The sequence below is a fragment of the Ruegeria sp. CDSA020 genome (assembly GCF_059612345.1).
Window position 1 is genome coordinate 73,358 of the sequence record NZ_JBXWQK010000003.1, and the last position, 23,167, is coordinate 96,524.

At 56.0% G+C, this 23,167-nt stretch carries 21 protein-coding genes; 15 read left to right on the forward strand and 6 right to left on the reverse strand.

Annotation, left to right across the window (positions count from 1 at the left end; genetic code table 11):
* Positions 1-15 precede the first annotated feature (15 nt).
* Positions 16-732, forward strand: coding sequence for a hypothetical protein (locus AC2FJW_RS05785; RefSeq protein WP_496701428.1), 717 nt, complete (start codon positions 16-18; stop codon positions 730-732).
* A 3-nt stretch (positions 733-735) separates the two neighbouring features.
* Here AC2FJW_RS05785 and AC2FJW_RS05790 read toward each other — a convergent pair whose 3' ends face one another.
* Together AC2FJW_RS05790 and AC2FJW_RS05795 are read right to left on the reverse strand one after the other, a co-directional pair.
* Complete coding sequence (locus AC2FJW_RS05790) at positions 736-2,193, reverse strand: cobyric acid synthase (RefSeq protein WP_496749470.1); 1,458 nt, start codon at positions 2,191-2,193, stop codon at positions 736-738.
* A 204-nt stretch (positions 2,194-2,397) separates the two neighbouring features.
* The gene (locus tag AC2FJW_RS05795; RefSeq protein ID WP_108785849.1) at positions 2,398-2,718 is read right to left on the reverse strand and encodes a DUF6280 family protein; all 321 of its coding nucleotides are present in this window, start codon (positions 2,716-2,718) and stop codon (positions 2,398-2,400) included.
* 218 nt (positions 2,719-2,936) lie between these two features.
* Between AC2FJW_RS05795 and efp the strand changes: the two genes are divergently transcribed.
* On the forward strand, positions 2,937-3,500 hold the full coding sequence (gene efp, locus AC2FJW_RS05800; protein ID WP_142632922.1) for an elongation factor P: 564 nt from the start codon (positions 2,937-2,939) through the stop codon (positions 3,498-3,500).
* Positions 3,501-3,563: 63 nt separating this feature from the next.
* On the opposite strand, the gene AC2FJW_RS05805 is transcribed toward efp, so the two are convergent.
* Both AC2FJW_RS05805 and ygfZ read right to left on the reverse strand, forming a co-directional pair.
* Positions 3,564-4,502, reverse strand: a complete 939-nt coding sequence (locus AC2FJW_RS05805; RefSeq protein WP_271947939.1) for an ABC transporter transmembrane domain-containing protein — start codon at positions 4,500-4,502, stop codon at positions 3,564-3,566.
* A 106-nt stretch (positions 4,503-4,608) separates the two neighbouring features.
* The gene (ygfZ, locus tag AC2FJW_RS05810) at positions 4,609-5,346 is read right to left on the reverse strand and encodes a CAF17-like 4Fe-4S cluster assembly/insertion protein YgfZ (RefSeq protein ID WP_496749471.1); all 738 of its coding nucleotides are present in this window, start codon (positions 5,344-5,346) and stop codon (positions 4,609-4,611) included.
* A 73-nt stretch (positions 5,347-5,419) separates the two neighbouring features.
* Between ygfZ and AC2FJW_RS05815 the strand changes: the two genes are divergently transcribed.
* Positions 5,420-6,094: a TIGR04283 family arsenosugar biosynthesis glycosyltransferase gene (locus AC2FJW_RS05815; protein ID WP_496749472.1), complete on the forward strand. Its 675-nt coding sequence runs from the start codon at positions 5,420-5,422 to the stop codon at positions 6,092-6,094.
* 838 nt (positions 6,095-6,932) lie between these two features.
* Here the strand turns inward: AC2FJW_RS05815 and AC2FJW_RS05820 are convergent.
* Complete coding sequence (locus AC2FJW_RS05820; protein ID WP_142632930.1) at positions 6,933-7,802, reverse strand: MurR/RpiR family transcriptional regulator; 870 nt, start codon at positions 7,800-7,802, stop codon at positions 6,933-6,935.
* A 156-nt stretch (positions 7,803-7,958) separates the two neighbouring features.
* Between AC2FJW_RS05820 and AC2FJW_RS05825 the strand changes: the two genes are divergently transcribed.
* The 10 genes from AC2FJW_RS05825 to AC2FJW_RS05870 all read left to right on the forward strand — a co-directional run bounded on the left by AC2FJW_RS05825 (position 7,959) and on the right by AC2FJW_RS05870 (position 19,430).
* The gene (locus AC2FJW_RS05825; protein WP_496749473.1) at positions 7,959-8,714 is read left to right on the forward strand and encodes an N-formylglutamate amidohydrolase; all 756 of its coding nucleotides are present in this window, start codon (positions 7,959-7,961) and stop codon (positions 8,712-8,714) included.
* A gap of 8 nt (positions 8,715-8,722) precedes the next feature.
* Positions 8,723-9,295, forward strand: a complete 573-nt coding sequence (locus AC2FJW_RS05830) for a TRAP transporter small permease subunit (RefSeq protein WP_496749474.1) — start codon at positions 8,723-8,725, stop codon at positions 9,293-9,295.
* Positions 9,292-10,611, forward strand: a complete 1,320-nt coding sequence (locus AC2FJW_RS05835; RefSeq protein ID WP_271947929.1) for a TRAP transporter large permease — start codon at positions 9,292-9,294, stop codon at positions 10,609-10,611. The genes AC2FJW_RS05830 and AC2FJW_RS05835 overlap by 4 nt, the downstream gene beginning before the upstream one ends.
* A gap of 52 nt (positions 10,612-10,663) precedes the next feature.
* Positions 10,664-11,698, forward strand: coding sequence for a TRAP transporter substrate-binding protein (locus AC2FJW_RS05840; RefSeq protein WP_496749475.1), 1,035 nt, complete (start codon positions 10,664-10,666; stop codon positions 11,696-11,698).
* A 146-nt stretch (positions 11,699-11,844) separates the two neighbouring features.
* Positions 11,845-13,530 carry a Na/Pi cotransporter family protein gene (locus tag AC2FJW_RS05845; RefSeq protein WP_496749476.1) on the forward strand — a complete coding sequence of 562 codons (1,686 nt, stop codon included), beginning with the start codon at positions 11,845-11,847 and terminating at the stop codon, positions 13,528-13,530.
* Positions 13,531-13,587: 57 nt separating this feature from the next.
* A complete protein-coding gene (locus AC2FJW_RS05850) occupies positions 13,588-14,949 on the forward strand; it encodes a glutamine synthetase family protein (protein WP_271947924.1) in 1,362 nt (453 codons plus the stop codon).
* A 130-nt stretch (positions 14,950-15,079) separates the two neighbouring features.
* Positions 15,080-16,462 carry an aldehyde dehydrogenase family protein gene (locus AC2FJW_RS05855; RefSeq protein WP_496749477.1) on the forward strand — a complete coding sequence of 461 codons (1,383 nt, stop codon included), beginning with the start codon at positions 15,080-15,082 and terminating at the stop codon, positions 16,460-16,462.
* Positions 16,459-17,604 carry an iron-containing alcohol dehydrogenase gene (locus AC2FJW_RS05860; RefSeq protein WP_496749478.1) on the forward strand — a complete coding sequence of 382 codons (1,146 nt, stop codon included), beginning with the start codon at positions 16,459-16,461 and terminating at the stop codon, positions 17,602-17,604. The genes AC2FJW_RS05855 and AC2FJW_RS05860 overlap by 4 nt, the downstream gene beginning before the upstream one ends.
* 59 nt (positions 17,605-17,663) lie before the next feature.
* Positions 17,664-18,428 carry an alpha/beta hydrolase gene (locus AC2FJW_RS05865; protein ID WP_496749479.1) on the forward strand — a complete coding sequence of 255 codons (765 nt, stop codon included), beginning with the start codon at positions 17,664-17,666 and terminating at the stop codon, positions 18,426-18,428.
* A 396-nt stretch (positions 18,429-18,824) separates the two neighbouring features.
* Positions 18,825-19,430: a DUF3644 domain-containing protein gene (locus AC2FJW_RS05870; protein WP_496749692.1), complete on the forward strand. Its 606-nt coding sequence runs from the start codon at positions 18,825-18,827 to the stop codon at positions 19,428-19,430.
* Between the two features lie 284 nt (positions 19,431-19,714).
* On the opposite strand, the gene parE is transcribed toward AC2FJW_RS05870, so the two are convergent.
* Complete coding sequence (gene parE, locus AC2FJW_RS05875; protein WP_496749480.1) at positions 19,715-21,673, reverse strand: DNA topoisomerase IV subunit B; 1,959 nt, start codon at positions 21,671-21,673, stop codon at positions 19,715-19,717.
* A gap of 234 nt (positions 21,674-21,907) precedes the next feature.
* Here parE and AC2FJW_RS05880 point away from each other — a divergent pair, with 234 nt between their 5' ends.
* Positions 21,908-22,396: a hypothetical protein gene (locus tag AC2FJW_RS05880; protein WP_271947912.1), complete on the forward strand. Its 489-nt coding sequence runs from the start codon at positions 21,908-21,910 to the stop codon at positions 22,394-22,396.
* Positions 22,397-22,558: 162 nt separating this feature from the next.
* Positions 22,559-23,167, forward strand: coding sequence for a carboxymuconolactone decarboxylase family protein (locus AC2FJW_RS05885; RefSeq protein ID WP_496749481.1), 609 nt, complete (start codon positions 22,559-22,561; stop codon positions 23,165-23,167).

Below are 23,167 nucleotides of genomic sequence, written 5' to 3' on the forward strand. Positions count from 1 at the left end.
GAGCGGTAGAAAACAATGACAGACAATGTCGTGAACTCCGGGATCGAAGACGTACTGTCATCGGTCAAGCGGCTGGTCAGCGAAGAAGGTCGAAAAGTTCCCGATCTGGTGCGTTCCAAGTCAGAGCGAAAGCCAGGGCGGCTTGTTCTGACTGATGCGCTCAGGGTTGGCGAGCAAACAGGTGTCGAGACGCAGCCTTTCAAGCTGGATGCTGAGTACAGCGCTGAAAAATCGGTGAAACCGATGCTTTTGCGCGCCTGCGATGTTGTTGCGGGTGATGAAGCGGAGTCGGCTACAGAGCATTCACCTGATCCAGTTGCGGAAGAGGGCATAGCCAAAAGTCTAAGTGCCAAAATTGAGGCGCTGGAAGCCGCGATCGCCAGGACCGAAGATCAGTGGGAGCCCGACGGTGACAGCGTAGATGCCTATTCAGGAACGCCAAATCAACCGTTGGAATGGCAACCCCAAGACGAAGCCCCAGATGCAGAGACTGAGACTGTTGAAAAGGCAGTGTTTGTACGGGACCCAGAGGTATCGGCTGCCGCGGATACAACAGGTTCAGAAGCAGATGCTGCCATGTCCCGGCTTGATGAAGATGGCTTGCGCTCTTTGATTGCGCAGGTTGTTCGTGAAGAACTGCAGGGCGTACTGGGTGAACGCATTACGCGGAACGTTCGAAAAATGGTTCGCCGCGAGATCTACCGTGCGTTGGCCGAGCAAAAAGCCGAGTGAAAGTCAGCCTTTAATCGGCGTTTCAGCCAGTTCCAGCAAGCGATCCAGATCCATATGCCGTTCCAGATGGTCGGCCAGACGATCAAGCGTATCTTCGACACCGTCCTCATAGTGCAGGGTGGAAGAGACTCCTAAAAGCTGTAGGTAGTCGGCCCGAAATTGATCGGATGAGAATATACCGTGTAGGTAGCTTCCGCGTATCCGGCCAGTCCGATCAGTTGCGCCCTCCGGGCGGCCCTCGACCTCCAGCCAGGCGCGGGTGCAATCATTGCCTTCGGTGCGGCCCATATGGATCTCATATCCGGTTAGCGGTTGGTGCCCCGGCAGGGCGCGTGCAGTCCGCAGGGTCACCTTTTTCTCGCCGACCATAACGGTATCCACATCCAACAGCCCCAATCCATCGACTGTACCTGGCCGCCCGTCCACACCATCGGGATCAGCAATGGTGTTACCTAGCATTTGGTAGCCACCGCATAATCCCAACACGTGACCGCCACGTCGCACATGGGCATAAAGGTCGATATCCCAGCCCTGCGCACGAAAGTAAGCCAAATCGCCAATGGTTGATTTGCTTCCGGGAAGCAGGACCAAATCCGCATCGCCGGGCAGCGCACGGCCAGCGGGCACGATCTCGACCGTGATGCCGGGTTCTGCCGATAGCGGATCAAGATCATCAAAATTGGCCATCCGTTCCAACTGAGGTACTGCAACCTTGCAGGAACCGCCACTGTGGGACCGGATGTCCATCATATCTTCGGCTGGCAGTTTCCATGCATCGTCGAACCAGGGCACAACACCGATACAGGCCCAGCCTGTTCGAGCGGCGATGTCATCGCGACCTTCGTCGAATAGGGATACATCGCCCTTAAAGCGATTGATGGCAAAGCCTCGGATCATTGCCAGATCGCCAGCATCCAGCACGGCCTGAGTCCCGACGATCTGAGCAATTACCCCACCTCGGTGAATATCGCCGACAAGTACGACCGGCACACCCGCGGCGCAGGCGAAGCCCATATTGGCAATATCACCCTGACGCAGGTTGGTCTCGGCCGGGCTTCCGGCCCCTTCAACCAACACCAGATCAGCGTCGGTGCAGAGCCGGTCAAAACTCTGGCGCGCGGCTGTCATCAGCTTGGATTTATCCTTGCGGTAATCGCCAGCCTGCATCGTTCCGGCGCGTTTGCCCTGAATGACGATCTGCGCGCCTGTATCTGTTTCAGGCTTCAAAAGGATCGGGTTCATATCCGTATGTGTGGCGCGTCGTGCCGCCAACGCTTGTAGGGCTTGCGCGCGCCCGATCTCGCCACCATTTTCGGTTACTGCGGCGTTATTCGACATGTTCTGCGGTTTGAACGGGGCAACCCGCAGGCCTCGGCGCGTATAGGCGCGTGCCAATCCGGCCACCAGAACCGATTTTCCAACATTGCTGCCTGTGCCCTGAATCATGATGGCGCGAACCATGCCGTGTCTCCTGTTAGCTAACGCGCAGATGACCTGATTTGACGGTGAAGGGAAAGCCCCGGATGACGCGGCATTGTCATCATTTTTCAGTCATCGGGTGAGGGCGCAGTTTCGCACCGGAATTCATATTCGGGGTCTATGCAACAAAAAAACACGCCTCCATCAATAGGAGGCGCGTTTTTTCAAACAGACTCGTGTCGGTGATCAGGCGGCTTCGGCCTGTTGGGCGGCGTTGCGGCGCTCGCTTTCTTCGCGCGAAAGAGCGACCGAAGTCCGCACACCGCGACCAACGAAATCCATCAATCCGCTGACAACCCGTTCATTTGGGTCGATACCCGCGCAAGACAGCACTTCGCGCCCATCGCGCGAGCGTGCCCAGCGGGCGATCTGTTCTGGGCCATTGCCATACTTTTTGTCGTCGGCGATAGCATCATCCAGCGCAGCCAAAACGACGGCTGCGAAAAGTTTACGAGCACGGTTGCCTTGCTCATTGTTAAAGGCGGTGCCGTCAACGAAATCTCTCATCTCGTCTTCCTTGTTGTTCTTGCTCTTGCATTTTCGGCGTGACGGTTCTTATGACCTATTAAGTGCGATTCGGATACACCTAATGTGCATAGTTGCGTTGCGTCACGCGCATAGCTTGCTGCGGCTGCAGCACAAGGTGTCGTTGTCTTGTCAGGTGCGGCCACGCCAGATATAGGGTGCGCGACTGACGCATCAACCGTTTGTGAAGGATTTAAGTCATGCCCAAGATAAATGGGAACGAAATTCGCCCCGGCAATGTGCTTGAGCATAACGATGGGCTATGGGCCGCTGTCAAAGTTGATCATGTAAAGCCCGGTAAAGGCGGGGCTTTTGCACAGGTCGAACTGCGCAATCTGCGCAATGGTTCCAAACTGAACGAACGTTTCCGCTCAGCTGACAAGGTCGAGCGTGTTCGCCTGGAACAGAAAGACCAGCAGTTTCTATACGAATCCGACGGCATGTTGGTGTTCATGGATTCCGAGACCTATGAGCAGATCGAACTGTCCGCTGATCTGTTGGGTGATCGCCGCCCGTTTCTGCAGGACGGCATGACTATCGTCGTAGAATTTTACGAAAGTGAGGCACTGAACGCCAAACTGCCACAGAAAGTGACGTGCAAGATCGTCGAGACCGAGCCTGTGGTCAAAGGTCAGACCGCTGCGAACTCGTTCAAACCGGCCGTTCTGGACAATGGTGTAAAAGTCATGGTGCCACCATTTGTGGGCCAAGATGAAATGATCGTGGTGAATACTGAAACCATGGACTATTCGGAACGCGCGTAACTGCACTTCTGCTTCAAGACAACGAGAACCGCGACAGCCCGCGCTGCGCGGTTCTTTCTATTTTTAGTCTTTGACGCGTCGGTATTTTTCTGGGTTCGGGCCAAATAGTTCGAGCATCAGTTCGAATTTGATCCGGTTTGCGCTGACCTGGCGATAATAGGCGATCAGAAAAGCCGTGGGGCCTTGAATGCGGCTGAGCCCACTGGTGGCGGCAACAACTGTGCCGACATCGGTTCTGCCCTGAAGGACAAGCCAGCCACCCAGCATCAGAACCCCAACCGTCCCGGCGCCGTTGATCACGCTTAGAAGGAATTTGGCCGAGAGCTTCCAGATGAACATCTTTCTGCGAGTTTCGTAGATTTTGTCGAATTCCGCTTCGATCTCGTGCGCGGCCGCGTCAATCTTTTCTGCTGTCAAACTGTCGGTGGCGCGGCGCAGTATACGAACGCGTTCGGCGACAAAGACGTTCACTTTGCGTTGCGAAACCAGAACGATGATGATCTGCGGCGCGACCATCGAAAAAGCGATCAAACCCAACCCCGGCTGTGTAGACGAGATATAGCCAATCACGCTGATCAGAGTGCCGATTTGGACCACCGGGTCGGAAAAGGCACCGCCTGCGAATTTACCCAGCTCTTCTGCTTCGGCAGAAATGGCGGTAGTCATGGTCCCCTTGCGCATGGTCTCGCCGGTTTCATCCAGATCGGCGGACCGGACCAGCAGCCTTTGCCGGATCAGGCGGATCATATCCTCGCCCAATGTCCCCGCCCGATAGCCGAGCAGCCATTTCAGCCCCAGGCTCAGCAAGATAACCACCATCATACCCGCACCAAGCAGGATCATTCGGTCCACAGATACATCGTCCGAGGTCAGGTGGTTGATGATATCGCGCTGAAACTCCAGCGGGACGGCTGCCAGAGCGGCAACCGCAATAGACAGGATGATAAGGATGATCTGCCGGGCGGAACTGGCACGCCAAATTGCTTTATACAGACGAAACATCAACTCACCCGGATCACTGAACCAAACCTAGTTTGGCAGCCTGTGCTGGGCGGATCAAATGGTTCCGGGGCTGGCGGGGCCATGACCAGGCTGTATTCGAGAATTTTCATTCCTTCAGGCGCACGGTCGCGTCGCCCGCCTGCATATCACCCTTGGCCCTGTCGAGCCTGAGATATGCGATCCCCTGGCCATCCGCTTGGGTAAACAGGCGCCCCACGGATTTCCCGTCAGCAGTTATTTCGGTTCCGACAGGCGTGGTGCCCGCGACATTTACCGTGCGCAGCCCTTTACGCAGCTCGGTCTTGTGTTTCATGCGCGCGGTCACTTCCTGACCGACATAACACCCTTTTTTGAAATCAACGCCGTTCAGCAACTCGAACCCTGATTCCAGAATATAACTGTCTTCGGTCAACTCGATTCCGGTTTCGGGAATGCAATGGAGCACGCGGATCGCGTTCCAATCGGTTCCGTCCTCGCTTTCGGCATCTTCGGTATATGCGCGCCAGCCCATATCTGAATGGCGCGGATCGGGCAGGGCCCCATCGGGTGCCAGGCCAGTGCCGCGTTGCAGATTCAGGCCGCTGGCTTCGATCGTCAGGTCGGCGCGCAGCTTGTACATGCTCAGACGTTTGACCAATCCGTCGGCAATAACCTCGGCGACGTCCAGCAAGATATCGTCGCCCTGGCGTTTCAAAAAGAAATCGGCCAGATACTTGCCCTGTGGGGTCAGTAGGGCCGCGTAGACCAGACCATTATCAAGCCCGGCAATGTCATTGGTCACCAGCCCCTGCAAGAAGCTGTCAACGTCGGCACCGGTTAGGCGCAGAATGCGGCGATTGGGCATGGCAGAGTCCTCGTCTTTTCCATGGTGCTCGTGATATATGAGAAGTCGCTCATAAGACCAGAGGATATCCGACGTGCCGGCACCGATCAGTATTGTAATTCCAACCCTGAACGCGGCCGAAACCTTGCCTGCTACACTTGGAGCGCTGATGGAGGGGCTGCGCGCAGGGTTGATCCACGAATTGATTGTGTCGGACGCAGGCTCTACCGACAAAACCCATGAAATCGCCGAGAATGCCGGGGCCAGGATCGTGACAGGAGAAGCCTCGCGCGGGGGGCAGCTGCGCCGTGGCTGTGCAGCCGCCAAAGCCGATTGGCTGTTGGTACTTCATGCGGATACGGTTTTGCAGGACGGGTGGAGCAATGTTGTGCGGGATCATTTGCCCTCGGGGCGACCTGCGGCGTTCAGACTGGCCTTCGTGGCCGCGGGGTTTGCGCCATCCTGGGTTGCCGGATGGGCCAATCTTCGTAGCCGGATCTTTGGGTTGCCCTATGGTGACCAGGGCTTGCTAGTCCGGCGTTCTGAATATCAAGATGCAGGCGGTTTCCCGGAACAGCCCTTGATGGAGGACGTGGCGCTTGCCAAAAAGTTGCGCCGTATCACGCTCTTGTCCGCCCGCGCCTTTACGAGTGCGGACCGGTATGAACGGGCGGGGTGGTTGCGTCGTGGTGGTCGGAATCTGTGGACTCTGACCCGCTATCTTCTGGGCGCTGATCCCGAGCGGTTGGCGCGGGCGTACCGGCAGTAAGCGTCGTTCTGAGTTCGACAATGGATTTGCCCAGCCGGAACGGGGCGGCGAAACTGACAAGGCACAACGCAATGATCTGAAGCACCAGAATATGCCCGTTTTCCCGCAAATACTCCCATTCATCCTTAAGCTTGCCGACCTGAGTGACAAGGTCATCGTAACTTTGGGCCAAGATCAAATAGTCGCCTGCGATTGCGGGAACTTTCCTGCGCAGATTGTCGATAGCTTCCTGTGTCGGGTCATCCAGCGTTGTGAACACCAGAAACTGGTCGACGTCGAATGAGTGCACCTTCGATGTCATCGCGCGCATGTCATCGCGCTCTTCCTGGGCCTGCCGTCCAAACAGGAATTGTAACCCCCTCAGAGGGGCGACTTCGTTTGTTACGGCAATAAACAAGGGCAGGTCAGCGTTGCTTGCGGTGGAGGCTGAAAGGAACTCAACTTTTTCGCACAGCGCTCCGATATCCTTGTCATAGGCCGGGTCGCAGAACCGCAAACGAAACCGCGCGGCGTCGCGGTCAAAGGCAAGCGTTGCGGCATAGGCAACGTCAATCTGCCGGTCCAGACGGGAACTGTCCGCTGTATAAAGCCCGGCCATCACCGCAACCAATGCGCCGACCCCGCCCAGAACCACCCAGACCAGATCAGCCAGTTTCCATGCGCGATGCCCGGCTGGTTTGCGAAACAGGAACGCTGTGCCAACTGTGCCGATCAGAAAAAACAGAATCAGCAGCGGCAGCTGGTTTTCGGTAATAAATGTCATGGAAACAAAGTGACCAACCGCCGGTCAAGTGGCAACACTCCTCACGGGCAGTTGTAGTTTTGGAACAATCCGAGGCTAAGAGCCTGAACTTTGACCGAATTTCCGAAACAGCTTGGTGCGATCAAAGGCCTGTTCCAGTTCGACCGTGCGATCTTTGACCGAATCCCAAAGCCGTTCCTGAACTTCGGCTATGGCGCATTCCATCAGGGTCAGTATCGCAGCCATCGAATCCCAGGCAGAAGGCACCGAGATGCGCGCCGCGAATGTGTGTTTGGCCAGCCGGTGGATTGGCGAGCGCCACTGATCGGTCAACAGCACGATTTCGGCCCCGCGCTCGTGGCAGAGCTGACCAATCAGCAGGCTCGCGTTCTCATAGCGCCGGACATCCAGCGCGATCAGCACATCCCCTTGACGCACGTCCAACAGATCATGGGTCCAGGATGCGGCGACCGGCAACAGGCGGACATCCGGTCGGATCATTTGCAGGTGCAGATACAGGTATTGCGCCAGTGTTCCGGTAATGCGGCCACCGGTGATGAAAATACGCCGGTTCTGATCGCTCAGCAGGCTGCAGAAGCTATCGAATTCGTCGGGGTCGATCTCGTCGATTGTGCGCTTCTGGTTGGCCAGAGAACGCTGGGAATAGCGGTTGAGGATATGTTCTTCGGGCAGGTCATTCTGCCAGACATCACGTTTGGCTACTGGCCCCGAGATCATTTCTTTGACCTCACCACGCAGCGCGGCCTGAAATTGAGGATATCCGTCAAAACCGGTCTTTTGCAGCATCCGTGCAACCGTAGTGGTCGAGACTGAGGCGGTACTGGCCAATTCGGTAATACTACCCAGCCCGGCCATCGGGTAATCATCCAGCAGAACGCTGACCAGTTGCCGTTCAGACGGGGTCATCTTGTCCCGATGGGCCAGAAGCCTGTCTGTCACCCGCACTGGCGTGTCCTCCTATTATGCGACCAGACCATAATGTGAATAATTTTTCAGCAAGATCAAGCTTGGAAAAATTTATACAGAAAAAATATTGACAGGATGATGCGGTCTGTGGAAATTTTTCCACAATGTCTCATTTTGGAATCGCAGGACGGTAGATTGGACTTCGGCAAAGTTGTTCATACGGATTTGGCGGGCAATGCGCCTGTGGTCGTGCTGGTGTGCGAACATGCGTCTAATCGTATCCCGGCTTTTCTGGGTGATATGGGGCTAAGCGCTGAAGCACGCGAAAGTCATATTGCCTGGGATCCAGGCGCACTGGCCGTGGCGCAGGCTATGGCCAAACGCATGTCAGCACCTTTGGTCCATGGCGGGGTGTCTCGGCTGGTCTATGACTGCAATCGCCCGCCCGAGGCGGCGGGTGCAATGCCGATCCGCAGCGAGGATTACGAAATCCCGGCGAACATCAACATGTCGCCCGAGCACCGAGTGGCCAGAATCGAAAACGTGTATCAGCCGTTTTGCGCCGCTCTGTCGGATTTGATCGATCAGCACAGCGCTTCACTTAGGTTGATGGTGACAATCCACAGTTTCACGCCGGTCTATCTGGGGCAGAAACGGCAGGTCGAACTGGGTATTCTGCACGGAGTGGACAACCAGTTTGCCACAGCGATGATGGCTGACGAAGCTATCGGCAGCCCCTTTATCATCAGGCTGAATGAGCCTTATTCTGCGGCGGATGGAGTAGCTCATACACTGGATACCCAGGCGCTGCCCCACCGCTTGCTGAACGTGATGATCGAAATCCGCAATGACTTGATCCGCACGCCTAAGCAGCAGGCAGAGATGGCCGATTGCCTGGTGCCCTGGATTGCGCGTGTTCTGTCCGGTTTTCAGGAAGGGGCGTCAGCGTGATCAAAGCGATGAGCGTATATGTCCGTATCGTGGATGCGATCAACTATCGGATCGGGCGGGTCATGATGTGGGGCCTGTTTGTCATGATGGGCATCCTGCTGTGGTCTTCGATATCAAAGACCTTCTTCCTACCGTCGCTCTGGACACTTGAAATGGCACAGTTTGCGATGGTGACCTATTACATCATGGGTGGGCCATATTCGATCCAGCTAGGGTCGAATGTGCGCATGGACCTGTTTTACCACAACTGGAGCCCTCAACGAAAAGCGTGGTTCGATGCGTTCACCGTGCTTTTGCTGATCCTCTATTTGGGTGTGCTGTTCTACGGTGGGCTTGGCTCGACGGCGTATAGCCTTGGTTATTGGGGCGACGAACCCGTTTCCTACTTCACCGGACTGCTGACCGGCAGTGAAGAGATCGGTCGGCTTGAACGTTCGTCGACTGCGTGGCGGCCGTATATCTGGCCGGTCAAATCCATCATGGTTTTCGGCTTCTTCCTGATGTTGCTGCAGGCAGTCTCGGAATTTTTCAAAGACATTGCGCGGATCAACGGGCAGGAAATCGGGGTACAGCGGGCATGAGCCAGGAATATATCGCCATCTTCATGTTCGCGTTGATGATGCTGATGCTGTTCACCGGTCAGCGCGTTTTTGGTGCGATCGGTGCGGTTGCGACGATCGCGGCGCTTTCATTGTGGGGAACCGGAGGGCAGGACATCACGTTTTCAGCCGCGATGAAGCTGATGAAGTGGTATCCGCTGCTGACCCTGCCAATGTTCATTTTCATGGGCTATGTGCTCAGCGAAAGCAGGCTGGCGGATGACCTGTATCGCATGTTCCATGTCTGGATGGGGCCGGTGAATGGCGGGCTTGCCATCGGGACGATTGGTTTGATGGTCTTGGTTTCTGCCATGAATGGCCTCAGCGTGGCCGGGATGGCCATTGGAGCCACGATTGCTTTGCCTGAACTGTTGAGACGCGGGTATGACAAAACCATGGTGACCGGTGTCATTCAGGCCGGGTCCAGTCTGGGTATTCTTGTACCACCTTCGGTGGTTCTGGTGCTGTATGCGATGATCGCCCGTCAACCTGTGGGACAGTTATGGCTGGCGGGGATCGTGCCCGGGCTGATGATGGCTGGTATGTTCATCCTTTACATCTGGATCCGCTGCCGCATTCAGCCCGAGCTCGGCCCAGCGATGAAAGACGCGCATGAGGTCCCGCGGGCCGAGAAGATCCGTTTGCTGGCCGCTGGAGCGCTGCCGCTGATAATCTTTGCGTCGATGATGGTCCCATTCGTGAACGGATGGACGTCACTGGTTGAAAGCTCGGCCATCGGGGCGCTGGCGGCGCTGGTAGTATCAATCGCCAAACGCCGGATGACCTGGGCGATTTTCGAATCCTGCACCAAGCATACGCTGGCGATATCCTGTATGTTCATGTGGATCATCCTGGCTGCACTGGGCTTTGGCGCGGTTTTCGACGGGCTTGGTGCGGTGAAGGCAATCGACAACTTGTTCACCGACCAGTTGGGCCTGTCACCCTGGATGATCCTGATCTTGATGCAGCTCAGCTTTATTGTCATGGGCACGTTTCTGGACGACACCGCGATGCTGGTCATTGTCGCCCCGCTTTATGTACCGCTGGTTGGTGCGCTGGGCTTTGACTTGATTTGGTACGGGGTTCTGTACACGATCACCACACAGATCGCCTATATGACACCGCCTTTCGGCTATAACCTATTTCTGATGCGCGCGATGGCCCCACCAGAAATCACGCTGAGGGATATCTATGGCTCGATCTTTCCGTTCGTCGCCGTAATGGTTCTGGCGCTTACGATTATCATGATCTTCCCGGAACTGGCTCTTTGGCTGCCCGGCTATGTCTATGGAAATTAACAAGAATGCCTTTCGAAGAGGCACGAAGCACTTCAACGGAGAGGAAATTGACATGACGACAAGACGTAAGTTTTTGAAAACAGCCGGGGTAGGCGTAGCCGCTGCACCTCTGGCCACGCCCGCATTGGCGCAAAGCACGATCACATGGCGCATGCAGACCTATGCCGGTCCTGCGCTGGCGGCGCATGTGATCGACCCGGCAATCGAGATGTTCAATAAGATCGCCGGTGATCGGATGCAGATCGAGCTGTTCTATGCTGACCAGCTTGTTCCGACAGGCGAACTGTTCCGTGCCATGCAGAAAGGCACCATTGATGCGGTACAGTCCGACGATGACTCGATGGCGTCGCCCACCGATGTCACAGTGTTCGGCGGCTATTTCCCGTTTGCCTCGCGCTATTCCCTGGATGTACCGGTTCTGTTCAATCAGTACGGTCTGAACGAAATCTGGGACGAAGAATACTCGAAAGTCGGGGTCAAGCACATCTCGGCGGGCGCCTGGGACCCGTGCCATTTCGCCACCAAGGACCCAATCAACAGCCTGGCGGATCTGCAAGGCAAGCGTGTCTTCACTTTCCCAACAGCGGGTCGCTTCCTCAGCCAGTTCGGTGTGGTACCAGTTACACTGCCATGGGAAGATATCGAGGTCGCCGTACAGACCGGCGAGTTGGACGGCATCGCATGGTCGGGCATCACCGAGGATTACACTGTCGGCTGGGCGGATGTGACCAACTACTTCCTGACCAACAACATCTCAGGCGCCTGGGCCGGGTCTTTCTTTGCCAACATGGATCGCTGGAACGAGTTGCCGGAAGATCTGCAAACGCTGTTCCGTGTTTGCTGTGATCAGTCGCATTACTACCGCCAGTGGTGGTACTGGGGCGGCGAGGCCAGCTTGCGGGTCAATGGCGACAAGATGCAGCTGACCACGATCCCAGATGAGGAATGGGCACAGGTCGAAGGCGCGGCAATCGCATTCTGGGATGAGATTGCGGCAGAATCTGAGATCAAGGCGAGGGTTGTTGAGATATTCAAGCAATACAACGCCGACATGCTCAAGGCCGGACGGCCTTATCGTTACGGATAATAAGCAACTTCCCGACGCGGGTAACTCCTCTCGCGTCGGGTTTGGACATCACCTGGCGACACCTCTTATGTTCATATCAATCCCAATAACAGAGATGCGAAACCGGATGCACAGTGCTGCTCACCGGTCGGACGGGGTATGAACACATGGCCATCGCTGGTTTTCTGATCGAGATTTTTGCCGCAACCATGTTGCTGCTTTTCGCCGTTCGCCTGGTTCGTACGGGGATTGAGCGGCGATTTGGCGCGCTATTTCAATCGCTTTTGACCCGACATTCAAACAGTTTTGTCGCCGGTGGCGCGGGTATGGTTCTGGCAACGATCCTGCAAAGTTCAGCCGCCGTGGCGGTTTTGCTGACAGGGTTTGCGGCGGCCGGAATGGTCAGTTTTGGGATCGCCCTGGCGGGGGTTTTGGGGGCCGATCTGGGATCGGCTCTGGTCATTCAGATACTGTCTTATGATTTGGGATGGTTGCAGCCGGTGTTGCTGGCGCTGGGCGGGTGGCTCTACCTCAAATCCGATCGGGCAAATGTTCGCCTGATGGGGCGGATTGTTCTGGGTGTAGCCTTCATTTTGGTATCACTGCAATTTTTGCGCGATGCTGTCGATCCGATCCGCGAAAGCGCCTTTTTGCCGGCCATCGCGGGCTATCTTGAAAGCGACTATTTCAGTGCCTTCATCGTTGGAGCTGTGCTTGCCTTTGTCATGCACAGCTCGGTTGCGACAATCCTGATGTGCGTGACGCTGGTACAGATCGGGGCAATCCCATTCGCGGCGGGTTTGTCGTTGGTATTGGGGGCAAATTTGGGCTCGGCCTTTATTCCGATCTGGTTGACGCGCGACCAGATCGTTTCGGCCCGCCGGATACCGATAGCCAACCTGTTGCTGCGCGGCAGTGCGGCGCTTGTGATGCTGTTTGCTGTCAACGTCACCGGGACCCATGCCGCATTGATGATCAGCGGGCCGGGGCAATCGTTGATCTTTGCCCATATCGGTTTCAACCTCGTGGTGTTTCTGCTGGCAACCGGATTCGTCACCCGGATGGAAGCGCCGATGGCATTGCTCATGCCCGAGACCGACCCTGAATCTGGTGTGGCAGATCAGTTCTCGGGTGCTCTTAATCCGCTAGGCGACCCCAGTGCCACAGGCCCTGATGTTGCGATGTCCTCGGTGCGCCACGAATTGTTGCAGATGGTCACGCAGGTCGAACGCATGTTCCGCCCGGTGCTGGATATCTATGAGCGTGACGACATTGATACCATTGCCGCCCTGTCGCAGCAGGATGAAATGGTAAACGCCCAGTTGACGGAAATCCGACGCTTTGTCGCGCGGTTGCCGCGGCAGAATATGAGCAAGTCTCAGATCAAGGCCGCCCGTGGTTTGGTGGAATACGCTATTCGGCTCGAGGCCGCTGGAGATGTCGTGTCGAACAGAATGACGCGTTCAGCAAAGATTAAACACATGGAAAGGGCCGAGTTTTCCGCCCAGGGGTGGAAAGAACTCAAGGATTTACACGCCACCATTCTGGAAAGTTTTTCGCTGGCGCGACACGTTTTGTTGGTGGATGACGTCGACTGTGCCCGCCGTCTTGTTCTGGACAAGGCCGAGATCAAAAGGATGTCCCGCGACAGCCGCAAGGCGCATCTAAAGCGGCTGGAGCGTGGTCAAACGGAAAGTTTCCAGTCCAGCGATCTGCATCTGGAGGCACTGCGCGCTATGCGCGATCTGCACGGCCATATCGCGGCCATCGCCTATCCGATCCTCTACAAAAGCGGACAGGTTCTGGAAACGCGGCTGGTTATGGAAATGGAGAAAGAAGCGGCCGAAGACTAACGGCCGTCGATGGGAACAGGGGCGCGGTGGGCCCGATTGTGATGAAGGATGAACATGATGGGCCATGATGTTGTGTTGGCGGACCTCAAAACCAAGGTTGAAGCAGGTGAAGTAGACACCGTTCTTGTTTGCATGGTGGACATGCAGGGGCGGCTGATGGGCAAACGGTTTCACGCCGGTCACTTTGTGGCAGGCGCTTGGCAAGAGACCCATTGCTGCAATTATCTGTTGGCGACAGATCTGGAAATGGGCACGCCTGACGGATATGCCTCGACCAGCTGGGAGCGGGGCTATGGCGATTACGTCATGAAACCTGATCTCAGCACTTTGCGCCCGGTGCCGTGGCTTGAGGGCACGGTGATGGTGATGTGCGATGTTCTGGATCACCACACGCATGAAGAGGTCCCGCACGCGCCCCGGTCGATCCTGAAGAAACAGGTCAAACGCCTGAAAGCCATGGGTTACGACGCGATGTGCGCCACTGAGTTGGAGTTCTTTTTGTTTGAGAAGAGCTTTGACCAGATCCGCAAGGAAGGGTTTCGCGATCTGGCGCCGATCTCGGGCTATAATGAGGATTATCATATCCTGCAGACCACCAAGGAAGAGCATGTGATGCGTCCCATCCGCAATCATTTGTGGAACGCGGGCATCCCGGTCGAGAATACGAAGGGCGAGGCCGAGACCGGTCAGGAAGAATTGAACATCAAATACGCCGCCGCCATGGAAACGGCCGAGTATCACTCGATCGCCAAGAATGCGGTGAAGGAAATCGCCTGGCAGCACGGGCATGCGGCCACGTTCCTGCCGAAATGGCATCATGACAAGGTTGGTAGTTCATCCCATGTGCATCAGTCGCTGTGGTCTGAGGGAAGGCCAATCTTTTTCGACGAAAAAGATCCGCTCGGCATGTCGGCAGTAATGAAAAGCTATATGGCCGGGTTGTTGAAATACGCTGCCGATTATACGTGTTTCATGGCCCCCTACATCAACAGCTACAAGCGTTTCCAAAAAGGAAGTTTTGCGCCGACGCGGATCATCTGGTCGGTCGACAACCGCACCGCCGGTTTCCGACTGTGTGGTGATGGAACCAAATCGGTTCGCGTGGAATGCCGTATTCCGGGCTCGGATATGAACCCGTATCTGGCGATTGCTGGTATGTTGGCGGCGGGTATCGCAGGCATCGAGGAGGGGTTGGAGCTTGAACCACCAACCAAAGGCGATGCGTATCAGAGCGAGTCCGGCATGATCCCCGGCAACCTGCCCGCTGCGCGGGATGCCCTGCTTGGCTCAACCATGTTGCGGGCCGCTATGGGGGACGAAGTTGTTGATCACTATGCGCGCGCCGCCGAGGTAGAAATCGAGGAATTCGAAAGCGTGGTTACTGATTGGGAAATTGCCCGCGGGTTCGAACGGGCCTGAGGGTGGACGAAGTTGGGGGCCCTGCCTGCCGCTATTGGTGCTTGAACCAATGGCGCATCAATGACGGCCCCCGAGGTTTGTGTTGGCCAGATAAAGCAGGAGATTCTGCTTTTTAGAGGATGGAATGGAGATGGGGCAGATGTTGAAATGCATCTCGCCGATCGATGGATCGGTTTATGCTGAGCGCGAAACCTTATCGCGCGAAGCAGCGTTTGAGGTGGCTGCGCGGGCCAGGGAAGCGCATACAGCCTGGGCAGCACGCCCAATACAAGAGCGAATTGATCTTGTGATGGCGGGTGTCGCCGCTGTTGGTGCGATGAATGACGAAATCGTGCTCGAATTGGCCCATATGATGGGGCGGCCAGTGCGCTACGGCGGAGAGTTCGGCGGGTTCAACGAGCGCGCCGGCCATATGGCCGAGATCGCGCAGGGTGCACTGGCCGATATTGCGGTGGGCGAGGATGAGATCTTCAGGCGCTATATCAAACGCATTCCGCACGGGGTGGTCTTTGTCGTGGCGCCCTGGAACTACCCGTACATGACTGCGATCAATACGGTGGCCCCGGCGTTGATTGCGGGCAATACCGTGGTGCTGAAACACGCGACCCAGACCTTGTTGGTGGGTGAGCGGATGGCGCAGGCTTTCCATTCGGCAGGTGTTCCTGAGGATGTGTTCCAGAATGTGTTCCTGAGTCATGATGTGACTAACGATTTGATCGCTGGAAATGCGTTTGATTTCGTGAACTTCACTGGCTCGGTCGGTGGTGGTCAGGCGATGGAACGTGCGGCGGCGGGCACATTCACCGGGGTCGGTACCGAGTTGGGCGGCAAGGATCCAGGCTATGTCATGGACGACGCCGATCTGGACGCAGCTGTTGATACGCTGATCGACGGTGCGATGTTCAACGCGGGCCAGTGCTGCTGCGGGATTGAGCGGATTTATGTGCACGAAAGCCTGTATGATGCGTTCGTTGCCAAAGCGGTTGAGATTGTTCAGGGCTATAAGCTGGGCAATCCGCTGGATGCAGAGACGACGATTGGACCGATGGCCAGTGTACGCTTTGCCGATGAGGTCCGCGCGCAGATTGCCGAGGCAGTCGCGGATGGCGCAGTTACCCATATCGACACTTTCCCCGAGGATGATGGGGGGGCATATCTGACCCCGCAAATCCTGACCAATGTCACACACGACATGCGGGTGATGCGGGATGAGAGTTTCGGCCCCGTAGTTGGTATCATGAAAGTGTCGTCGGATGACGAAGCCATCGCGCTGATGAATGACAGCGAGTTTGGCCTGACCGCCAGCCTCTGGACCCGCGACGTGGACCGGGCCGCGCAGGTCGGGGACCAGATTGAAACTGGCACCGTCTTCATGAACCGCGCCGATTATCTGGATCCGGGCCTGTGCTGGACCGGTTGCAAGAATACCGGGCGTGGCGGAGGTCTTTCTGTCATCGGCTATCACAACCTTACCCGCCCCAAATCCTACCATCTGAAGAAGGTGACACCATGAGCCTGTCTGGAAACTGGTCTTATCCGACCGCGATCAAATTCGGCGCTGGCCGCATCAAGGAACTGCCCGAAGCCTGCGCTGCCGCCGGAATGAAACGCCCTCTGCTGGTCACGGACAAGGGGCTAGCTGATCTGCCGATCACCTCGGCGACGCTGGATATTCTTGAGGCTGCGGGTCTGGGGCGTGGCCTGTTTAGCGAAGTGGACCCGAACCCTAATGAGAAGAACCTTGAGGCTGGCGTTGCGGCGTATCGGGCAGGCGATCATGACGGGGTGATCGCATTTGGCGGTGGCTCGGGGCTGGATCTGGGTAAGATGGTGGCCTTCATGGCCGGTCAGACGCGCCCGGTCTGGGATTTCGAAGATATTGGCGACTGGTGGACCCGCGCCGATGCCGATGTCATTGCTCCGATCATTGCGGTTCCGACCACCGCTGGCACCGGGTCAGAGGTGGGGCGCGCCAGCGTCATCACCAATTCGGAAACCCACGCGAAAAAGATTATCTTTCACCCTAAGGTACTGCCAACCGTGGTGATCTGTGACCCGGAACTGACCGTGGGAATGCCGAAATTCATCACCGCTGGCACTGGTCTGGACGCATTTGCGCATTGTGTCGAGGCGTTCTCCAGCCCGCATTACCACCCGATGTCACACGGCATCGCGCTCGAGGGGATGCGGCTGGTCAAGGACTACCTGCCGCGCGCCTATACCGATGGCACCGATATCGAAGCGCGGGCGCAAATGATGAGCGCGGCAGCGATGGGTGCTACGGCGTTTCAGAAAGGCCTCGGCGCGATCCACGCGATGAGCCACCCGATTGGCGCGGTGTTCAACACCCATCACGGGACGACCAACGCGGTCTGTATGCCCGCGGTGCTAGAGTTCAACGCCCCCGCCATCGCCGACCGGTTCCAGCAGGCCGCGGCCTATCTGGGCATCGATGGAGGCTTTGACGGGTTCCGCGCCTTTGTGCAGGAGTTTAATGACTCGCTGGGTATCCCCCGCAAACTCTCGGATATGAAAGTGACCGATGCGGCAATCCCCGAACTGGTCAAGGGGGCGATCATCGACCCCTCTTGCGGCGGTAACCCGATTGAACTGTCCGAGGACAACCTGACGGCGCTGTTCAAAGCGGCGCTGTAAGCCTCTTGCCGATCCGCTCCCTCATCTCTCATAGTGAAGGCAGGTGAGGGGGCGTTTCCATGACCAAAGAGATTGTTCTGATCCACGGAGCCTTTGCCGGACCGTGGTGTATGGCCGATTACGCGGGGTTCTTCCGGGCCCGGGGGTGGACGGTGCACATACCGGCGCTGCGCTATCATGGCGGGGACCCGAAGGCCGAGCCTGATCCGGGGCTGACGGACACCAGCGTGGCGGATTATGCCGACGACATCGCGGCGTTCGTGCAGGGGCTGGACAGCAAACCGGTGTTGCTGGGTCACGCCATCGCAGGCGTTGTGGCGCAGCAGGTGGCAGCGCGCGGCTTGGCCAGCGCCATCGTTCTGATCAATCCGAACGCGCCATGGGGCACGCTGCCCGAAACCGACGACGAACGCGCCGTGCCGCGCGCGTTGATGGAGGGCGGGGCGTTCTGGAAACAGCCCATGCGGGTCGATTTCGATCTGATGGCGCCCTTTGCACTCAACAAAATGCCCGAGGCGCAGCAGCGTGAGGTGTTCGACCAGCTTGGCCCGGAAAGCGGCAGGGTGATGTTCGAGATGTTCTTTTGGATGTTCGACGATCACCACGCGATGAAGGTGGAGATCGACAAGGTCGACTGCCCGGTTCTGATCGTCTCGGGCACCGAGGATCGGGCCGTGAACCCCAACACCTGCCGCGCGCTGGCGAAGCTCTACGGAGATCGCGCGACGTTTTTGCCCGTCGAAAACCACGCGCATTTTTTGTTCATGGAACAGGGGTGGGAGGGGCCTGCGGGGCAGATTGCGGAGTGGTTGGATGGGGTGTGAGTTAAGCTCCAAAACCCGTGCTCAAGTTACGATCGAAGCAACTACTTGCGCTAACCTACGAAGATAATACTTTGTAATCAGTTTTAGATTGGATGATGATTTTCATACAGAAATTAGACGAGGGAAATGCATGTTTCTGCAAGGAACCACGGGCGGTCTTAATAGTAAAAAAAAAAGATTATAAAGTTCTTAGTCATAGAAGGTTGGACTAACCAAGACATCCAGGCGCTTATTAACCTAGAACGGCCCGCCACAATCAACTTCGGAAGGATCTCTGGTGTAAAAGACGATCCGAGTATTGTTCCATGCTCAAAGGATGAATTCGACGAGTATCAAAGATTTAAAAGGTCATTCGATCTGAAAACCGGACTAAATCCATTCGTCGATGAACGGCTAATAAAGTCCAGAGAAGCTATGAAGCTCGCGGTTAGTGTTTTTAACAACCCATCATTTCAATTCAGGGCCGAGAATTTCTCGATGTTGGCCAATGTCGCTTGGACATACTTGGTACTTGAATACTCGGCGCGAAACAGCTTGCCACTTAGTCGGAAAGATGGAAAAGCAGTTTCTTTGAATGATTTCATTAAAAACAAGGGATGTCCGTTTACTGACGGCGTGAAGAAGAACCTTGGTGCTCTAATCAAGATTCGAGACGCTACTGAGCATACAGTATTGGGCCCTTACGATGAAAGTTGGATAGGCATTTTTCAGGCCAACTGTTTGAACTACGAGCGGCAAATTTCAAATTGGTTTGGGGAACGGTTATCTTTATCGAGTGAGATTTCCTTTGCCTTACAGTTTTCTGGATTGTCCATTGGTCAGGTCAGCCAGCTTGCGCAGTCAGAACGCCCTGCAAAAATTAAGTCCATCAACGCAGAGATTTTCGGTGGTTTGTCCGAACAGCAAAAAGATGACTTAGAATTTCAGTTTTCCGTGGTCTACACGACCGTTGAAAGCTCCAAATCGAATGCAGCGTTCCAGTTTGTTTCACCAAATACGTAGGAAGGCAAAGAGATTGCTAATGTTCTTGTTAAACATAAACCTTCAGCGATCTCGCACCCTTACAAACCAGATCAGGTTATCCAAAAGGTTCGAGAATTGTCTGGGAAGAACTTTAACCAGCACCAGCACACTCAGATGTGGAAGACTCATGGAGTTCGGCCTGATGGAAATTCAAACAAGCCGGAGAAAACTAACCTAGATTATTGCTATTACAATCCAACATTCAAAGCCCATACATACAACGATGCATGGGTTGGTTTAATAGCAAAAAGTCTAGAATAGCCTCAAACGTCCAACTCCTCCACAAACCGCGCGTTCTCCTGAATGTATTGGAACCGCAGTTCGGGTTTTTTGCCCATCAGACGCTCGACCAGATCGCCGGTCTCGCCGGGTTCGTCCTCGTCTATCGTGACCCGGATCAATTTGCGGGATGCCGGGTCCATCGTGGTTTCTTTCAGGTCCTTGGCGTCCATTTCACCCAGACCCTTGAAGCGGGACACGTCGATCTTGCCTTTGCCGCCCAGACCTTTCTCCATCCACTCGTCGCGCTCGGCCTCGTCCAGGCAATAGACGCGTTTGGCCCCTTGGGTCAGGCGGTACAGCGGCGGGCAGGCCAGATACAGGTGCCCCGCGTCGATCATCGGCCGCATCTGGGTAAAGAAGAACGTCATCAGCAGCGCCGCGATATGCGCGCCGTCGACATCCGCGTCGGTCATGATGATGATCTTATCATAGCGCAGGTCATCGACGTTGAAACGGGTGCCAAGCCCGACACCCAGCGCCTGGGTCAGATCGTTGATCTCGGCATTGGTGCCCAGCTTGGAACTGGCCGCGCCCAACACGTTCAGGATTTTGCCGCGAAGGGGCAGCAGCGCCTGTGTTTTGCGGTTACGGCCCATCTTGGCCGAGCCGCCCGCCGAGTCGCCCTCGACGATGAATAATTCGGTGCCGTCGCGGGTTGAACTGGAACAGTCCACCAGCTTGCCGGGGAGACGAAGTTTCTTAGTGGCGGATTTGCGTTGTGTTTCCTTCTCGGCCCGTCGGCGTAGACGTTCCTCGGACCTTAGAATGAGGAAGTCGAGGATCGCTCCGGCGGATTTGTTATCCGCGGCCAGCCAGTTGTCGAAATGGTCACGGACCGAGTTTTCGACCAGTCGCTGTGCTTCGACCGTGGCGAGGCGGTCTTTGGTCTGGCCGACGAATTCAGGCTCGCTGATAAAGCAGGACACCAGGGCGCAGCCGCCAGTAACCAGGTCGTCGCGGGTGATCTGCGCGGCCTTTTTGTTGTTGATCAGCTCGCCGTAAGCTTTGATGCCCTTGAGGACAGCGGCCCAGAACCCGGCCACATGGGTGCCGCCTTCGGGGGTGGGGACGGTGTTACAATAGGATTGGATGAACCCGTCGCGCGAGGGCGTCCAGTTGATCGCCCATTCGACCTTGCCAGCGGCATTGAATTTTTCGCGGAAATCCACGGTGCCGGCAAAGGGCTGGTCGGCATAGGTCGACGAGCCGTTCATCGTTTCCTTCAGGTAATCCGACAACCCGCCGGGAAAGTGGAACGTCGCCTCGGTGGGGGTTTCGCCGTCGTCGATGGCGGTTTTCCAGCGGATTTCGACGCCCGAGAACAGATAGGCCTTGGAGCGGATGGATTTGAACAGCCGCGCGGGTTTGAATTTGTGGTGGCCAAAGATGTCGGGATCGGCATGGAAGGTCACAGTGGTGCCGCGCCGGTTGGGCGCTGCGCCGACCTTTTCGACGGGGCCCTGAGGTACTCCACGCGAGAAGCGTTGTTCGAACAGCTGTTTGTCCCGGGCCACCTGAACAACCATGGAATCCGACAAAGCATTGACCACAGATGCACCAACCCCATGCAGACCACCCGAGGTCTGATACGCCTTACCCGAGAACTTGCCGCCCGCGTGCAATGTGCACAGGATGACCTCAAGCGCGGATTTGTCGGGGAATTTCGGGTGCGGATCGATCGGAATGCCGCGCCCATTGTCGCGCACGGTCAGGGCGTAATCTGCGTGCAGTTCGACCTCGATCCGGTTGGCATGGCCTGCCACCGCTTCGTCCATCGAGTTGTCGAGGATTTCAGCGACCATATGGTGCAGCGCACGCTCATCCGTGCCGCCGATATACATGCCGGGGCGTTTGCGAACAGGTTCAAGACCTTCGAGCACCTCAATGGATGAGGCGTCATAGGTATTGGTCGCTTCGGGCGTCAACAGATCGTCGGGCATATGGGCTGCTCTTGTTTTTGAGTTTCCCCCCATTATGGCAGGTGATGTGGTCCGGGGGAAGAGGGACGCGAGGTGTTGTGGATGGTTTGGGGCTGGTTGGCCGATTAGAGGATAATCAATATGGTTGCGGCACCAGCTATCACTAATGGAAGCGATGCGGACGAAACGGACATTGAGGTCATGTCAGGTTTTGAATAGCTTTGGGCAACTGGCAACCTAAAGGAGGACTCTGCATTGCGCGAAGCAATCTCAATCTCGCTTTTGCTCCTGTTGCTCGGTTGTGCCTCACCATCATCTGAAAACGAAGTCGTTGAAGCATTCTTCCCATTTGCCGACCGACCAACGGAACAGGTCACGTTGCAACACGATGTTCAGATAGTGAAGGGATCTGTTTTTCACTTCGAGCAAGACGGTTCTAGAGTTATTTATCATTTCGCTCCAGTCGCCACTACATTAGACAGAAATACCTATGTTGTTTCAGTATCTTCTGTTCTGGACATCGCTGACTTCATGAGCGGCGACTTCGATGCGGAAAGCGATGTTCGCGCCGTGATAGCCGCAGCGCAAGCCTATTGCGAACAAACGGGCTATATACGCCAAGGTAGTGACGCTATCATTTGGGTCGGTGAAAATTCATCATCTCTTGTTGAATTCTGTATTCCGAAAGGCATTGAGTTACCCTCCTTCTACAAAGCAGGTGATCGGGTACCAAGAGGGCAATAGGTAAAAGGCCGTTGCTTTTTGGGGCCAAAATCCAGCCATTCGGTGCGATGCTCCCAACTAGCTAAGGGCTCAGAGCAGAAGTTCGACGATTTCGTTTCGCGACCTGTTCTAAGGCCTCTTAGGCTGCGGATAACAAATCACAGCGACAGCAGGAATCTTAAAATGAGCTGGATAAAAACCATCCCCTACGATACGGCCACTGGTCGGTTGAAGAAACTCTACGACCGCATCACCGGCCCCGACAACAATGTCGACAACATCATGATGGCGCATTCCTTGCGGCCGCATTCGATGGAAGGACATATGGCGTTGTACAAGAATGTGCTGCACCATTCGGCCAATCAGATTCCCAAGTGGTTTCTCGAAACTCTGGGTGTCTGGGTCAGTTCTCTGAACCACTGCGGGTACTGTGTCGAGCATCATTTCAACGGGTTGCAAAGGCTGTTAGGCGACGAAGTGCGCGGTAATGCAATCCGTGCCGCGATCGAAGCTGGGACACCTGAAAGCGCACCATTGGAGGCTGCTCAGGTTGCGGCCATGCTGTATGCGCGCAAGCTGACGCAGGCCCCTGCAGAATTGGTGGAAGGTGACATCGCCGCCCTACGCAAGGCGGGGTGGGATGATGGAGAAATCCTCGAGATCAATCAGGTCTGCGCCTATTTCGCCTATGCTAACCGCACCGTTCTGGGGCTGGGATGTTCCACCGATGGTGACATTCTGGGGCTGTCCCCCAATAACTCGGCTGATCCTGCCGATTGGGAGCATAAATAG

Excerpts from the sequence above, each read along its gene's own strand:
- AC2FJW_RS05785 (WP_496701428.1), top strand. The coding sequence starts at position 16 with ATGACAGACAATGTCGTGAACTCCGGGATCGAAGACGTACTGTCATCG.
- AC2FJW_RS05790 (WP_496749470.1), bottom strand. The coding sequence starts at position 2,193 with ATGGTTCGCGCCATCATGATTCAGGGCACAGGCAGCAATGTTGGAAAA.
- AC2FJW_RS05795 (WP_108785849.1), bottom strand. The coding sequence starts at position 2,718 with ATGAGAGATTTCGTTGACGGCACCGCCTTTAACAATGAGCAAGGCAAC.
- efp (WP_142632922.1), top strand. The coding sequence starts at position 2,937 with ATGCCCAAGATAAATGGGAACGAAATTCGCCCCGGCAATGTGCTTGAG.
- AC2FJW_RS05805 (WP_271947939.1), bottom strand. The coding sequence starts at position 4,502 with ATGTTTCGTCTGTATAAAGCAATTTGGCGTGCCAGTTCCGCCCGGCAG.
- ygfZ (WP_496749471.1), bottom strand. The coding sequence starts at position 5,346 with ATGCCCAATCGCCGCATTCTGCGCCTAACCGGTGCCGACGTTGACAGC.
- AC2FJW_RS05830 (WP_496749474.1), top strand. The coding sequence starts at position 8,723 with ATGAGCGTATATGTCCGTATCGTGGATGCGATCAACTATCGGATCGGG.
- AC2FJW_RS05835 (WP_271947929.1), top strand. The coding sequence starts at position 9,292 with ATGAGCCAGGAATATATCGCCATCTTCATGTTCGCGTTGATGATGCTG.
- AC2FJW_RS05840 (WP_496749475.1), top strand. The coding sequence starts at position 10,664 with ATGACGACAAGACGTAAGTTTTTGAAAACAGCCGGGGTAGGCGTAGCC.
- AC2FJW_RS05845 (WP_496749476.1), top strand. The coding sequence starts at position 11,845 with ATGGCCATCGCTGGTTTTCTGATCGAGATTTTTGCCGCAACCATGTTG.
- AC2FJW_RS05850 (WP_271947924.1), top strand. The coding sequence starts at position 13,588 with ATGGGCCATGATGTTGTGTTGGCGGACCTCAAAACCAAGGTTGAAGCA.
- AC2FJW_RS05855 (WP_496749477.1), top strand. The coding sequence starts at position 15,080 with ATGGGGCAGATGTTGAAATGCATCTCGCCGATCGATGGATCGGTTTAT.
- AC2FJW_RS05860 (WP_496749478.1), top strand. The coding sequence starts at position 16,459 with ATGAGCCTGTCTGGAAACTGGTCTTATCCGACCGCGATCAAATTCGGC.
- AC2FJW_RS05865 (WP_496749479.1), top strand. The coding sequence starts at position 17,664 with ATGACCAAAGAGATTGTTCTGATCCACGGAGCCTTTGCCGGACCGTGG.
- parE (WP_496749480.1), bottom strand. The coding sequence starts at position 21,673 with ATGCCCGACGATCTGTTGACGCCCGAAGCGACCAATACCTATGACGCC.
- AC2FJW_RS05885 (WP_496749481.1), top strand. The coding sequence starts at position 22,559 with ATGAGCTGGATAAAAACCATCCCCTACGATACGGCCACTGGTCGGTTG.